General features: G+C 46.9%; 11 protein-coding genes. 1 reads left to right on the top strand and 10 read right to left on the bottom strand.

The genetic code is table 11. The annotated features are described in order from the left end of the window. The 10 genes from JXQ28_01405 to JXQ28_01360 all read right to left on the bottom strand — a co-directional run. Window positions 1-2091: hypothetical protein (locus JXQ28_01405; protein MBN2276377.1), on the bottom strand; the 2091-nt coding region annotated here is incomplete at its 3' end. A 261-nt stretch (window positions 2092-2352) separates the two neighbouring features. After that, complete coding sequence (locus JXQ28_01400) at window positions 2353-3324, bottom strand: hypothetical protein (GenBank protein ID MBN2276376.1); 972 nt, start codon at window positions 3322-3324, stop codon at window positions 2353-2355. A gap of 399 nt (window positions 3325-3723) precedes the next feature. Further along, a complete protein-coding gene (locus tag JXQ28_01395; GenBank protein MBN2276375.1) occupies window positions 3724-4938 on the bottom strand; it encodes a tetratricopeptide repeat protein in 1215 nt (404 codons plus the stop codon). Window positions 4939-5016: 78 nt separating this feature from the next. Then, complete coding sequence (locus tag JXQ28_01390; protein MBN2276374.1) at window positions 5017-5226, bottom strand: hypothetical protein; 210 nt, start codon at window positions 5224-5226, stop codon at window positions 5017-5019. A gap of 56 nt (window positions 5227-5282) precedes the next feature. Further along, complete coding sequence (locus JXQ28_01385) at window positions 5283-5747, bottom strand: hypothetical protein (GenBank protein MBN2276373.1); 465 nt, start codon at window positions 5745-5747, stop codon at window positions 5283-5285. A gap of 54 nt (window positions 5748-5801) precedes the next feature. Further along, window positions 5802-6539, bottom strand: a complete 738-nt coding sequence (locus JXQ28_01380) for a hypothetical protein (protein MBN2276372.1) — start codon at window positions 6537-6539, stop codon at window positions 5802-5804. 24 nt (window positions 6540-6563) lie between these two features. Next, window positions 6564-7244 (bottom strand): hypothetical protein, encoded by a 681-nt coding sequence (locus tag JXQ28_01375; GenBank protein ID MBN2276371.1) that lies wholly within the window; start codon window positions 7242-7244, stop codon window positions 6564-6566. An 831-nt stretch (window positions 7245-8075) separates the two neighbouring features. Next, the gene (locus JXQ28_01370) at window positions 8076-9200 is read right to left on the bottom strand and encodes a nucleotide-binding protein (protein ID MBN2276370.1); all 1125 of its coding nucleotides are present in this window, start codon (window positions 9198-9200) and stop codon (window positions 8076-8078) included. Between the two features lie 640 nt (window positions 9201-9840). Then, the gene (locus JXQ28_01365) at window positions 9841-11019 is read right to left on the bottom strand and encodes an acyl-CoA dehydrogenase family protein (protein ID MBN2276369.1); all 1179 of its coding nucleotides are present in this window, start codon (window positions 11017-11019) and stop codon (window positions 9841-9843) included. Window positions 11020-11286: 267 nt separating this feature from the next. Continuing rightward, window positions 11287-11916: a superoxide dismutase gene (locus JXQ28_01360; protein ID MBN2276368.1), complete on the bottom strand. Its 630-nt coding sequence runs from the start codon at window positions 11914-11916 to the stop codon at window positions 11287-11289. A gap of 450 nt (window positions 11917-12366) precedes the next feature. Here JXQ28_01360 and JXQ28_01355 point away from each other — a divergent pair, with 450 nt between their 5' ends. After that, window positions 12367-14382, top strand: coding sequence for a sodium-translocating pyrophosphatase (locus JXQ28_01355; GenBank protein MBN2276367.1), 2016 nt, complete (start codon window positions 12367-12369; stop codon window positions 14380-14382). The last annotated feature ends 47 nt before the right edge of the window (window positions 14383-14429 follow it).

The raw sequence follows: 14429 nt of genomic DNA, 5'->3' as shown, positions 1-14429 counted from the left end.
CGGACCAACGTTCTCCAGCTGAACATCCAGCAAAATCGACTCCCCGCAGTTCACCAAACCATCTCCATTACCCAAACCGTCATCGATATCGTTGTTATCAAAGAGTACGAATGGTCCCTGCGGAGCAATCACGGTAACCTCGCCGGTATATGGCATGGCATTGTAAGCCGTAACGGTCAGAGTAATATTTTCTCCAATCGGCAGTTCTTCATCAAAGGTGATCGATGCCATTCCATCCGAACCGGTGATACCGGTTCCATAGACTACGCCATCTTTATAAAGAGCGCAAACCGCTCCCTCGACACCGACCACCTGGACATCCATGCCGGTCAAGGTAAAAATAATCGTGGCGCTATGGTTGACCGTCAAAACGGCCGGGTCAAGCGTCCGCATCATCACTGAGGGGTCCCCGAAAATATGCCAGGTATTGTACATACTGATCCCGATGGATCCGTTATCATCTATCATCCTGCATGAGGCATTATAACACAGACCGCCAATAGTCAGCATATCCTCGGCGCAAAGAAGATCGGTCGCCTCATCCTGGGCATCCATCGGCGGGTTCCAATCCTGGTTGATGGATGACATATAGGCCGCGATAGCGCCGGTGGGAACCCCGTTGTTGGTAGCCCGAAGCCAGGCTTCGCCAAAACAGGTTGAACTCGTGAAATTGCCGTTAAGGCAAGCCACGGAAAAAACGAAAGGCGTCATGTTATCATTGGTCAAAGCATTGACATTACTGTTTGAAAAACCGGTTGTTGTCCAGGATGTCGTACCGCCGTGACCGCAGTAGTTGACAAAACTGCGCCCGCTGTTCAATGCCGCGGTAACCATGGCGGCCGAAGCGGATGGATCGTAGATTTCATCAACCAGGGTATAATTGTAGCCCAGCAGGTCATCGCGAATATAGCCCATATGAACATTGTCATATTCGCCGCCATCGTGTCCCGGTCCCAGATTAGAGGCCACCCCGGTAGCCATATGGAACCAGCCGCTTCCGGGCGGATTCATCTCGTATGTCAGTGTCCGGGTCACCTGGGTTTCGACCTGGGTAACATTCTCGGCCGAAAAACGGCCGACAAAAATATCAGGGTAATTATCAGATCCTTTGACCAGGGCATAACGGGGATCGGACCCGCCGCCGCCAGAACGCAACGAACGAACCTGCGTTTCATCACCCACCAGTAATACCCAGGCCAGGGCCGAGTCGATATCATATACCGACTTAATATAATTCTTAATGGAGGTGCTGTCGTTACCGATAGTCGAGACATTGACCAGGGTCGTCTTTATACCTTTCTGTCTTTTCCATTCGACCAGCGGCAGCATGGCGTCGTAAAAGGCGCTGTTGGCGATAATCAGCATATCGCCCGATTCCTGAACCGGGGTATACTTACCCTGAACATAGTCATAGTTCAGAAAACGCCGTTCATAGATGGTTTCGAAATCACGGACCAGGTCGATCCGGTTTTTGGATCTCTGCAGGATATTGACATCATCCAGCCCGACATTGGCTATCTCGACCATGACCGATTTGTAAACCCGGAGCGTTTTGGAACCGGGATTGTACTGAAATCCATTGAATTCGATAACCGTTCCGCGATAATCCCGCAGAATATACGGCTCGCGAATCGTGGCCAACTCACCGGGATACCATTCTGAACCGCCATAAATATCCCCGAAAGTATAAGGAATATCCTCGGGATTAACGGTTCTCGGAAGATTCCCTTTGGAAGGAATCACCGGAGTTTCCGGATAATCGGTATATTCCGCCGACAATATTTTAATCTCCATTCTGGCATCATCGGGAATAATGATACTCCGGCAGAGACGGGGAAGAGCCGGCTCGCCTTCATTGAGGAGAATATTTTCTCTGTCGCAGGAAATCTCGAAATATTTTTCACCGTTGATTTCCACCGGATTCTTATCGAAAGCATTGATATTGAATTCGACCACTATCCGGGAGTCATTCGACTCCAGGACCGTGGCTTGAGTATACCCGCTTTCGGAACCCAATTCGACTCTTTCGCCATAGGCCAAAGAGACTGCGAAAACAAGCAGAATTGCCACCGATAGCAATAGTTGACGCATTGAGGCCTCTCTCTCGAATATATGTGATTAGTTTATTTATTTCCCCAGCAAATCATTGTTAAAAAAGCAGTTCCGGGTATGTAACCGTAAGCCCATTATCCAATCAATTCAATATAATGGATATATATATTTTTACAAGAATAAAAAAAGACAAAAAATGGTGACAAAACCCTGGCATTTTGAGTTCGATTGCCGGTGTATATTAAAAAAGCCCGAACATTCTCGGGCTTTTTAAAGTCAAACAGGGGGCCGTCGAATTTTTTATTCCAGGAACAATTCCCGTCTGTCAACCAGTTGAAAATCCTCCCAATAATACTGCTGCTCATAGACCTCGGCCACGTAAGTTCCCGGCGGGATTCCATTTACCATAACCGACAGGTCGTAATAACACATACACCAGACCGCCTCGCGGGAAATATTGATCTCATAAAATCGAAGCGTATCACCGGCTATCTCGAATTTCATGATTATATTGGCCACGCAATTAAACCAAGCCTGAAGATGTTGCATCGTCAATATCCCGCCGCTGTAGACATAAATGATCGATGAAAGCTTTTCCTGAAGGCCGCTGTCATAACAAAAACCGCCGTCATAGCCGACAACCCCCATCTGGCCATTAACCGTGACGGTATCCACCCCGACCGTGTCGCCTTCAATGCCGATCAGCCTGACGACATATTCGCCGTCGTCCAGATCGTATAAAATCGTTTTCAGATCGAAATAGCAGATGCAGTCGCAGGGGGCCCCGGTATCCGATTCCACCGCCGTGATATTATAATCCTCTATCTCGTAATCGACCACATAGGCCAGACAGCAGTTGTAGTAGGCGTTGAAATGATAAATATACAGGTCATTGCCGATCACTTCGGTCACCATGTAGTCGGCGCTGTCGGGCGGGGGATCGTAGCGCAAACATTCGCCCCGGATATCCTGATGGTCGAGATCTCCGCAATTCGGTCCCGGACCGCCTTTGTACAGCCAGTTGATCAGGAAGGTCACGTCGAGAATATTGATATTCCCCGACCCATCCAGATCGGCCATCAGCGGGTTGGGAGGGGCCGGTCCGCCCCGGTAGAGATAGATAATCAGGTAAGTCCCGTCGAGAATATCGATCTGGCCGTTGCCGTTGATATCCCCGCACAGGTCGTCCAGGGCCGCGGCCGAAAAGCAGATTAATAGCGACAGGATAACCAGTAATCCCAGGCGGCCTCCGGTTTTACGTATCCCGAACATAATCACCTCCGTGTTAGATGGTCCTCGTTTTTATGCGGTTAATTGAAAATCGCTGTTAATTTCTCCTGTAATGATCGAACAGGGTCGATTTATTGCTGTCGATTCAGTATGTCTTTCCTTAAAAATCTCCCGATGTCGGGCTGGGGAGTGGTTACATAATCATATGTGAATCCAAAAACACCCTGCCATATTAAATTAACCCCGCAAAAAACATTTGTCAAGTCAAATCTGGACAAATCAATTTACCTTTGGCCTTCAGGGTGGTCATTTAAGCGCTTGCAAGGGAAAAGTGATGCATTCCCTGATATAAAATCTCTATGGAATTGAATACAACAATGGTATGGATTTTGGGGGATGGTATTAAACCGGAAAGCGGATAATCTGTAACATTGTAAACATTTAAAAATTACCGTTTCGGAGACGAATAAATGCCAATAATGAATTCCGCGATTGGTTTTCGCGATTTGGAATGTTACACGATAAAAATTGCTTTTTCGCTTTGGCAATCACATCTAAGCGGATTGCGAAAGCTGACAGGCAAAGGGCATCAAGGTTTTTAACATACCTGTAGTACGCATCTGCAGAATTGGGATCCAATCGAATATTATCCAAACAACCCTTAAGCCTTTCGCCGATCCGGCCGGGTTGGAAAAAATCATCGCGGTATTTATGGAACAACTGCAGAATCTGGTCTTTCTTGGCGGATCTGTATAGATTTAAAGCTGAGTCAAGTTCCGTTTGACTGGCAAATTGGGTTCGACCGCCAAAGATATTGTAATCTCGATAGCGATTTATATATCGTGCCTGAATAAAAGCCTTATCTCTGGTTGCCTGCAAATTATCAATAAATACATCCAGGACTGTTACAAGTATCCGATACCCATGACAGTCCGATGAGTCAACATTTATGACTTGAAGGTATGAATTTATTGCTGATATTATATTGCCCCGGGCATAAAATATATTACCCAGCGCATTATATGATGGCGCATGCATGGGGTTTTTTATCAGAATCTTTTGATATTCTCCCGTTGCCTTTTCAAGCTGTCCCATGGCTTCATAGGATTGGGCCAGGCCGAATCGAGCCTCGGTGAAGACCGAGTCGATTTTCAATGCGTTTTGAAAGGCCATGACCGCATTTTCCGGAAATCCCAGATTAAGATTGGCGTTTCCGATGTTGTTATACGCCTGCTTTACAAGCGGTCCTTCCGGTTCAATATCAAGTACCTTGGTCCAATATTCAATTGCCTTTGAGGTCAATGAATTATCATGGTCCGGCGTATAATAATGCGCGTTTCCCAGATTATACCAGGCCAAAGCCAATTGTGAATCCAATTTTATTGCCGTCTCAAAATATTTCTCAGCTCCAATGTAATCCCGGAATTTGAAAAATACCATACCCAGTGCATTATAGGCATAGGCATTTGTTGAATCGGCGCTAATTGCCTCTTTGAACAGTTGACAGGAAAGATCATATTTCCCATTCATGAATTGAAACACGCCGTTTTTATATAAGCGATGGGCCTCATCGTTGCCATTGGCCATTGCCTCATAATTCATTATTGCGATATATAATAATCCCAAAATGATAAGGCCGAAACCCCTTCTTGCCATACAGTATAAATCCCGATAAAGTTATTTCAGGGAGGCATATTGACAAGCCTTCAATTTGCCTCCCTTTCCGTCAGAGAATCAGTAATCAAACACGTATGCTCTGTACTCCTGTTGCGACATGCCCAAACATCCCGCACACCACCAGCTATCGCCGGATATACACTGACTGCACATCCAGCTGGCATTTAATATGGTATCGGGCGGCGGACCGCTGTGTCCCGTAAACGGGAGTACAAAAATTGCCAGAAGTAAAATCACCGCAAGAATGTTGATGGTTTTTTTAAACATCCAATACCTCCTTCTGAAAATTGATTGATCCGTGAAACTCCCTGGGGATAAAAGTCCTACGTTTCCATGTTATTATCCGGCATTTGCTTATAATTTTCCTGAAGAAATAAATAATAGAGATTCCATGTCATTTTGCGGCGGTTTACCAGACGTAAAAGCCCGTTAATATCGGGATTATAACGCCAGAGGACAAATGCGTCGGAGCCGCAGGAACAATCCTGAAAAAAATCATAAAATATTACCATATTTTCACATTGAGGGTTAATTCCCAGCCAAATCATTCCGCCGGAATCGGAATGTTTTAACATTAAACTTTCTTTTTGAGTAAGGGTATCTCTAAGCCCGATATATTGCTCATAATATCGCCCCAGGTTTAATGAATCACAAGGAATAGTCGTAAAGGTATTGCCTGCCCGATATGTTATGGGGCGCGGTAAGATCTTGCCTAAAATTCCAGGGTGATACCATAAAAGAACGAAGATGAAGACTATCACAAGAAAAAGTATTCCCCCGATGCGCAAGGCATAATCGAAAAGCGAGATTATCTCGAATTTTATTTTCACCATTCCCCCAAACTAAGGCAGATGGCCGTAGCCGATTATCTTATCCCGGTAACAATCCAGAATTGTGGAAATACAATTCATTCCGTTTTGATCTGACGGGGCGATAAAAATTATGGTGCCATGCCGCGTTTTGTTCGAGTTTTTATCTTTGTCGATAAATACCTCAAGAGGAAAATCAAGATAATATCCCGTGTCCAAAACTTCAATCTGACCACTATTACCGAGCGATGTCAAAATGTCCGGTATTAACGAACGACAGTTACCGTTAAATTGAATCCAGCAGGAACTCCTCGGCGTTTTCCTTACAGGCTCAAGCTTAATGGATTTGGTTGTTTCAATGGCTTCAATAAGTAATTCGTCATTTACATATGTTATTTGATAACGCGCACTATCAGAATCCTCTATATTAACATATAGATCGAATTCTGTCGGCAAATAAACGGGAGCCTGGGCATGCGCGGCCCAATCCTCGGCCACGCAGTTGATATTTACGCGGACCGTGCTGTCAAGGCAGGAGATACGCGAGGTATAACCGCGATTGCTTAATTCCACCTGAATGTAAAGCCTGTCGCCGATATTATCATGATTTATAATGACGCGGCAACCTTCAAAGGGTACAGGCCTGAAGGGGTGCCATGAATTGTCGTCAATAGAACGGCACGATGATGGCGGGTCGGTCGCCTGCGGGTCATATACCTGGGCATTGGATAAAAACGGCATTAATAACAGGATGCATATAAGTTTTTTCATCGTTCTCTTCCGGTTATTTATGGGCTAATACCATGATTTAAAGATTATCATAAAAAGAGATGGAGCATAACCGGCCATAAAGGCCAGCCAAAAGGAATTCCTGTTTGACGTATTAATGTACGTCTTAAAACCTTCCTTTAACACCATCATTTCCCAAAATAGTAAGGGATTCAGCGTTGAAAGGAATTGCATTTCCGCCGGAGATGTTTTTTTTCCGGCCAGAAAGGACAATGATAATGAAAAAAGGAAATTTCGAGCAAAGATAATGCCCATCCCGGTTATCAGGATACTCAAACGGTATATGATTTCACCATAAAGACAAATACCCAGGATTCTGAACATTGAGCATTTCAATTGAGCCGCTCCAAGAATGCAATATACAACCATACATATAACAACGGGGCGGAGTAGTATTAAACCGCCGTCAATTATCAATTCTTTATGTTTAATTGCCGAGACAAGGAATTCAATTCCGTTTTTCCGACGGATTTCCTCATAAATCGGTGGCAGAAAATTGCCGGAGGCAATATTGCGGGCAATTACTTCGGCGCCCGTGAATTGCCATAGCAATATAATGGCCGCAAGCATGGAATAGGGAGTAATTAAATATGGTAGTATTCTTTTGGATCGGGTTAGTCCATAATATACCGACTCCGGGTTGTAGAAAACTCTGAACAGGCCTTTAAGGGCAACGGCATATTCCATCGTTGACGCCTCCCTTTATGATCAAAAGGAATCGAAATTGGTTTCTCTAAAATCATCAGAAATCCGGCATTGCACCTTCAATCCTTTACCCGGATACAACCTGAAACCCACCCGATATTGCGATTCCATTTTAGCGATGATGCGATACGATAAAGGGGTCGATGACGATAGTCTAATTGAATGGAAGTCGGCCCATCCCAAACCGGACAAGCAACCCCATTTAAAAGTATCGGATAAAATTTCCAATTGTCAAGAAAAAAAGCGATATTTTATGAATAAATTGCAGAAATATCATGTCTTGTGACAGTTTCTGTCATTTGAATGGCCTCCGACGGGCACGTAATATGATATAAGGCTTATAGTTGAATATCACATCACCCGGTTTCAATAAAGGGCAGATAAAAACGCCTGCCGCCCGTATAAATAAAAAAGTCCGGTGGCGCACCTCTTGGGGTGCGGGCCTGTTCCCGGCCACTGATATTAATAAGCGGCAAACGCTTTCATTTACTTCCCATTGAATCATTCCCACCCACATATTGTAATTCTCCCCTTCATGTCATTCCCGAGTCATCGGGAATCCATCTTCATCCCCTCTTGAGAGGGGTGGATCCGCCGGAGGCATTTATATGCCGCAGGCAAAGACGGGGTGTGTTACCCAAACTGCTCTACACACCCCTGAATCCCCTCTCGAGAGGGGACTTTGAACAGCCCCTGTAGGTCGAAATCCCCTGCGGTTTCGACATATTCTTTTATATTACCAGTCCCGTAGCCCATCCAGCGGCCGGTGGCGCACCCCTTGGAGTCACGGCCAAAGCAATGATTAAGCACATATCAATTTATCACCCTTTCTCGCTCTAAAACACGACGAATATCATCAAAAGCAGCTTCAATTTTGCCTTTTGGAAAGCGAATTTGAACCAATCCTGTAATATTGGAAAATTCTTCACAACCATCTTCTAAAATGATGATTGCCTTACGGAAGTTAAGCTTTCCTTGAAATAATCCCAGCTCGTGAACCACGTTTTGTCTTGCTCGAATAGTTTTATCATGGAATACATCTTCTGCCGTTAAAACCAAGAGCGCGAAACCAGCTGCATTAAGCATAGAACTGAGACGCTCTGTAGTTGCCAAACCGGCAGCAGGCTCTCTATTGAATTCGTCCCAGTCAAGATGAAGGCGATTTTGAATGAAGTTTTGCAGTTCACGCCAAAGGGGCGATTGTCCGTGCCCGATAAATATGCGTTTCCCTTGCGAAATATTAGCCAACTCCAGCAAGTCTTGCATTTCCATATACTTATGCAGCTTCCTGGCAACTCTTATTATTCCCCCCAGCCCTACAAACGGGCTCTCAAGCGAAAGAAATTTAGCCTCGACTTCAGAGTGTGGCGGGATGCGGATTCCTTGAGTAAATGCTGCTGTATCTCTAGTCATGAAATCCCTTTTAGGACTCAAATTGGTGATTATCTGCTTTTGGGATAGCGGGCCTTGGATCATTTTGATCTCTTCTTTAATTTCCTTTAGCATTTCTGTTTGAGAATTCTCAGACAGTGCTGAGACAAGCGTGACTAGACTATCGACACTCTCTTCATACTCAGCATTTGCTTCCTTAGAGATTGATTCAAGTCTTTGTTCATAGTCCGGATCCAACCCTTTAACAACAGCGGTGCGCACGATGTCTCTATCCATTTCACGCCATAGAGTTTTTTGGCCATATGGGTTTACAAGACCCCACTCAGGATTGAAAGAATAGCCAGGCTTTGGCTTATCTAGGTTCTCATAGTATACATTTGCATGGTAACCGAGCCAAGAACCACTAAAGGCGGCAGAAATGCGATTGAGGTTTTCGGTTAGTATATCTCTATTTTCTTTGAAAAAATGGGACTGGTTAAGCTGTACGATGCTTTCAGACGATGATATCACATTAAGAATGCGTTTTGTTGCAGCTTTCTTATTCATGTGAAAAGAGTCTCCTTACACATTTTGTTTGCCCCCCGTACTTTGTACTTTGTACCCCGCTAAAGCCGGGATGCCCTGCATTTCAAGTGGATTTTCACTATCATTGTCCGCCCAGTCCATTTCAAAGTTTGTGGTCATAACCGGTTTCACATTTCAACTTGATATTTTAAAAACTCATGATCTTTAAGTGAAATATAGTATCTACGTTGCAGGGGCACAAGTAAAAAACCCGTAGGGCGCTAGGCACAAAAAAGCGACCCCCACTATCACTCTACCAGATCTTGTCGAAATCCCCTGCGGTTTCGACATATTATTTTATTTCACGGACATGGTGCCCCGCCTTTCAGGCGGGTTTCTGAATTTGTTATTTTCATCCCGGTCATTTTCTCCACCACTTCACCCTTAATCCATTCCAAGCCCCGATCAATATGAAAACCGATATTCCTATACATTGCGACATCATAAATGACGTTATATTTTTATCGAATATCCAAAAAACTTTTTTACTGAGGAAACGAACCCATTTTATGGCCTCTTCAATAATAACACTGTATCAAAAAATTGTGGAGGATGAAACGAACCCATTTTCGCCAAAAACTTTTTACTGAGGAAACGAACCCATTTTAACGGATCCGATCAACTAAACATCATCCGGGAATGGCCAGGGGGGAAGGTTGATTTTGCGCGGCCGGTCGGTGCGGAATCCCAGGGCATAATCGGCCTGAAGAAGTGTCTGAATCTCGCGGCTTCCCTCGTAGATGGCCGCCCCTTTGGCGTTGCGGAAAAAGCGCTCGACCGGGTACTCATCGGAGAAACCGTACGCGCCATGCACCTGCACCGCATCGGATGCCGCTTTTCCGGCCTCGCGGGTGGAACGCTGCCCCGTATTTTTCAGCCACCCGGCCTTGAGCCACAGAAGCCGGGAATATTCATAACCGGCGGCCATTTCGGCCATCATCTGCTTGACCAGTTGATGTTCCGCGATCAGGTGCTCGAAGGTCATGCGGGTGGTGGCATATTCGACCGAGGCATCGAGACAGGCCCGGATCAATCCGGTCGAACCGGCCGCGACCGTGTAACGTCCCTGCTCCAGACAGAACATGGCAATCGAAAACCCGTCGCCGATTTCGCCCAGCAGGTTTTCGGCCGGGACATCGACATCCTGCATGGCGATCCAGCCGGTATTGCCCGCCCGGACACCCAGCTTGCCGTGGATGGTGCCGGTGGTGACACCGGGGAAGGAGCGCTCGACAATGAAACAGGAAATACCGCTGTGGTCGCGGGCTTTCTTCTTGTCCTGGTCGGTCCAGGCGAAGATCAAAAAATTGTCGGCCACATCGGCCAGGCTGATCCACATCTTCTCGCCGTTGAGAATGTACTTATCGCCCTTCCGGACGGCGGTCGATTGCAAACCGACCACATCGGATCCGGCGTTGGGTTCGGTCAGCCCGAAGGTGGCGATCTTTTTACCCCGGGCCTGGGGAACCAGGTATTTCTCCTTCTGGGCCGGAGTGGCTTTGGCAAGCAGGGTCAGGGAGTTCAGGCCGATATGCACCGACAGGATAACGCGGGCCGAGGCGTCGATATATTCCAGTTCCTCGCAGGCCAGTCCCAGCGAAATATAATCCATGCCGGCCCCGCCGTATTTTTCCGGAATACAGATTCCCAGGATATCCGCCTCGGCCATTTTCTCGAGGAGCGCGGGATCGAATTTATGTTCCCGGTCGTGATCGCCGATGGTCGGCGCCACATTGCGGGCGGCGAAATCGCGGCACAATTCCTGTACCGAACGGTGGTCTTCGGTCAGTTCGAAATCCATATCCGATACTCCCTGATACATTCACTTTTTAAATTTATCCCGATCCGTCCCAGAATACTCAATACGTCCGCCTATTTCAACGAATAATTTATGGACGCCATCTCCGTTTTCACGCAAAAAAAAATTGCAGCCCATCTGCCGCAATTTTTTTATTCGCCCCCTTTGACCGTCCTCTTTTTATTATACCCACTTACCCTTGAAAAGAACCAAAATTTCAAGAAAAAGAGGACTTTCTCAGGGGGCGTGTGCTCATTTTTTATGCTTGAATTACATTTTCACATATTTCTTGAAACGTTTGTTGATCCGTTCCCAGTTCAAGTTGGCCAGGAAGTTGTAAAGATATTTCGCCCGCCCCGGTCCATCCTTGTGATAATAAGCATGTTCGAAAACATCGGCCGCAATCAGGGGAATCCCGCCCCAGATGGCACCATAATGATGCTCATCGACCAGGACATTGAGAAGCCGCCCGCTGTAGAGCTGATCAAAGGCCAGCACACCCCATCCGGACAATTTGGCGGCCATGGCGGCGGCTTTGAAATCGGCTTTCCAATTGTCGAATGAGCCAAATTCCCTATCGATGGCGGCCAGGATTTCCGGTCCCTTTTTCGGGTCGCCGTTACCGCCCAGGTTATCCCAGTAAACATCATGGAGCAAGGCTCCGGCATGGTTCCAGGTCAACCGGCGTTTGAGTTCGCCGATCTCGGACCAGTTACCGTTGGCAGTAGAGCGGTCGGCTTTTTCCAGGTTCTGTTCGATTTTATTCAAAAAGGTGACATAACCTTTATGATGCGTATTGTAATGCCAGTCCGTCGTTTCCGGCGAGATAACATCCTTGAGAAGCTTTTTAGCTTCATCGTCCGAATACGGGCGGGGATTGAATTTCCATTCGTAAGCCATTTTATTAACTCCTTTTCAAAAAAGCCCGATATATTATCGCAAGTCTTAGGTTTTATGGACTATAGTAATCCATATTATGTATGCTATTCAACAAATACGTTCTGTAAAAGTTCCCCCAAAAAGTAAGGATTTATTTTTACCGGGGAGATGGCAAGTGGGAAGGGTTTTCAGGCGGTAGAAAATCCAAAATCATTTTAATTAAAAGAGCTGGTTTCAATGTATAATAATGTCAGGTCATGACATAGGGCCGGTGGCGGTGCGAACCTTTGTGAACTTTATCACATTGTTTAAAAAAACAATCTTGACATTTGTGCAAATTATTGTAAATTCCCGCCTTAACTTTTATAAAGTTATGGCAGGCGTGGATATGACCTCACATTTTGGCTGGGACAAATCCGTTTTGGAAATCAATAACTATTTAAACATACTAATTTAATCAGGGAGTGTTAGATGGATCACTACTGGATTTACCTCTATGCCGCTCAGATTCTCGGTGTGGTCGGTATCATCTTCGCGGTGATACTGTATTTCACCATCAAGAGTAAGGATGCAGGCAACGACGTAATGAAAGAGATTGCCAACCAGATCGCCACCGGCGCCATGGTTTTCCTGAAGCGGGAATACTCCATTCTTGCTGTTTTCATTATTGTCGTTTTCCTGCTGTTAATGTGGAAAATATCGGTTGCCACAGCGGTAGCCTTCGTTTCCGGGGCCATTTGTTCGATGCTGGCGGGTTATTTCGGGATGAAAGCCGCCACCAAGGCCAACGTGCGAACCTCGGCCGCGGCCAAAGCCAAAGGTCAGGGCGGGGCCCTTTCCATTGCCTTCACCGGCGGGGCCGTGATGGGTATGTCGGTGGCATCGCTGGGCCTTCTGGGTGTCGGGATTTTCACCTACCTTGTATTTCGGCTTGATTTCTTTCACTGGCCCGATCTGGCCGGGTTTGGTATGGGTGCCTCATCCATTGCCCTGTTTGCCCGCGTCGGCGGCGGGATTTATACCAAGTCGGCTGATGTCGGCGCGGACCTGGTAGGCAAAGTCGAGGCCGGGATTCCCGAGGATGATCCCCGTAATCCGGCGGTTATTGCCGATAATGTCGGCGACAACGTGGGTGACACGGCCGGGATGGGGGCCGACCTGTTTGAATCCTATGTCGGTTCGGTTATCGCGACTATTGCCATTGCGGTGGTTTCTCTTGGCTCGGCACTTCCAAGTGACAGTGTCACTCTGGGCAAAGTCCTTTTACCTCTGGCGATTGCGACGGCCGGCATTGTCGCCTCGATTCTGGGTGTTTTATCGGTGAAAGTATTTGCCAACATGAAAAACCCGGCGGCGGTTTTAAGAGTGGTCACTTATGTGGCCTCTATTGTACTCTTTGTCGCGGCCTGGTTTATTATTGATAAACTCGGGTTGGATCAAAAATTATTCTGGGCCATTCTGGCCGGAAACTTGGCCGGTATCATAATCGGTCTTTTGACCGAATATTATACGGCCGGCTCACCGATCAGAAAAATCGCCAAAGCTTCTGAAACCGGTCCCGCCACCAATATCATTGCCGGATTGGCGATCGGTATGGAATCGGTGGCTCTCCCGGTTCTGGTGATTGCCTTAGCCATTTTTGTGGGTTATAAACTGGGCGATCTCTATGGGATTGGTCTTTCGGCGGTGGGTATGCTCTCGACCATCGGTGTGACCATGTCGGTTGACGCCTATGGCCCGATAGCTGATAATGCTGGCGGAATCACTGAGATGGCCGGTCTGGGCGAAGATATTCGCAAGATCACCGATCGGCTGGATTCTCTCGGCAATACCACGGCCGCTATTGGTAAGGGTTTCGCCATCGGTTCGGCGGCCTTGACCGCTCTGGCCCTTTTCTCCGCGTACAGCACCGCGGCCAAATTTGATCCCAGCCTATTCAGTCTGTTGGAAGTCCATGTTGTGGTCGGATTCTTTATCGGTGGTATCCTGCCCTTCCTAATTGCCGCTCTGACCATGACGGCGGTCGGTAAAGCCGCTTTCAAAATGGTTGAAGAGGTCCGCCGTCAGTTTAAGGAAATCGCCGGATTGATGGAAGGCAAAGCCAAACCGGACACGGCCCGATGTGTCGATATTGCCACCAAAGGTGCGCTTCGGGAAATGGTTGTTCCCGGTTTGCTAGCCATTGTGGTTCCGATTCTGGTTGGACTCATATTCGGTAAGTATGCTCTCGGCGGTTTTCTGGCGGGTGCCACCCTGGCCGGAGTACTTTTGGCCCTGATGATGGCCAAGGCCGGCGGCGCCTGGGACAACGCCAAGAAATATATCGAGGCCGGTAATCTCGGCGGAAAAGGCTCGGCTCCCCACAAGGCGGCCGTGGTCGGTGATACGGTTGGAGATCCTTTCAAGGATACTTCCGGTCCGTCGATGAATATCCTGATCAAATTGATGGCGATGGTGTCGCTGGTTCTGGCACCGTTGTTTATATAGATTAGATTGGGATTAAAATGAGGCGGAGAAATCGCCTCGAATAAATT

The organism is Candidatus Zixiibacteriota bacterium (assembly GCA_016933955.1).
In the GTDB taxonomy this organism is placed as follows: Bacteria; Zixibacteria; MSB-5A5; order GN15; family PGXB01; genus JAFGTT01.
The sequence above is the reverse complement of the archived record's forward strand: the minus strand, read 5'-3'. Positions and strand labels throughout refer to the sequence as shown.

Bases quoted from the DNA above. Each gene is read 5' to 3' on its own strand.
- JXQ28_01400 (MBN2276376.1), bottom strand. From the start codon at position 3,324: ATGTTCGGGATACGTAAAACCGGAGGCCGCCTGGGATTACTGGTTATC.
- JXQ28_01395 (MBN2276375.1), bottom strand. From the start codon at position 4,938: ATGGCAAGAAGGGGTTTCGGCCTTATCATTTTGGGATTATTATATATC.
- JXQ28_01370 (MBN2276370.1), bottom strand. From the start codon at position 9,200: ATGAATAAGAAAGCTGCAACAAAACGCATTCTTAATGTGATATCATCG.
- JXQ28_01365 (MBN2276369.1), bottom strand. From the start codon at position 11,019: ATGGATTTCGAACTGACCGAAGACCACCGTTCGGTACAGGAATTGTGC.
- JXQ28_01390 (MBN2276374.1), bottom strand. From the start codon at position 5,226: ATGTTTAAAAAAACCATCAACATTCTTGCGGTGATTTTACTTCTGGCA.
- JXQ28_01355 (MBN2276367.1), top strand. From the start codon at position 12,367: ATGGATCACTACTGGATTTACCTCTATGCCGCTCAGATTCTCGGTGTG.
- JXQ28_01360 (MBN2276368.1), bottom strand. From the start codon at position 11,916: ATGGCTTACGAATGGAAATTCAATCCCCGCCCGTATTCGGACGATGAA.
- JXQ28_01380 (MBN2276372.1), bottom strand. From the start codon at position 6,539: ATGAAAAAACTTATATGCATCCTGTTATTAATGCCGTTTTTATCCAAT.
- JXQ28_01375 (MBN2276371.1), bottom strand. From the start codon at position 7,244: ATGGAATATGCCGTTGCCCTTAAAGGCCTGTTCAGAGTTTTCTACAAC.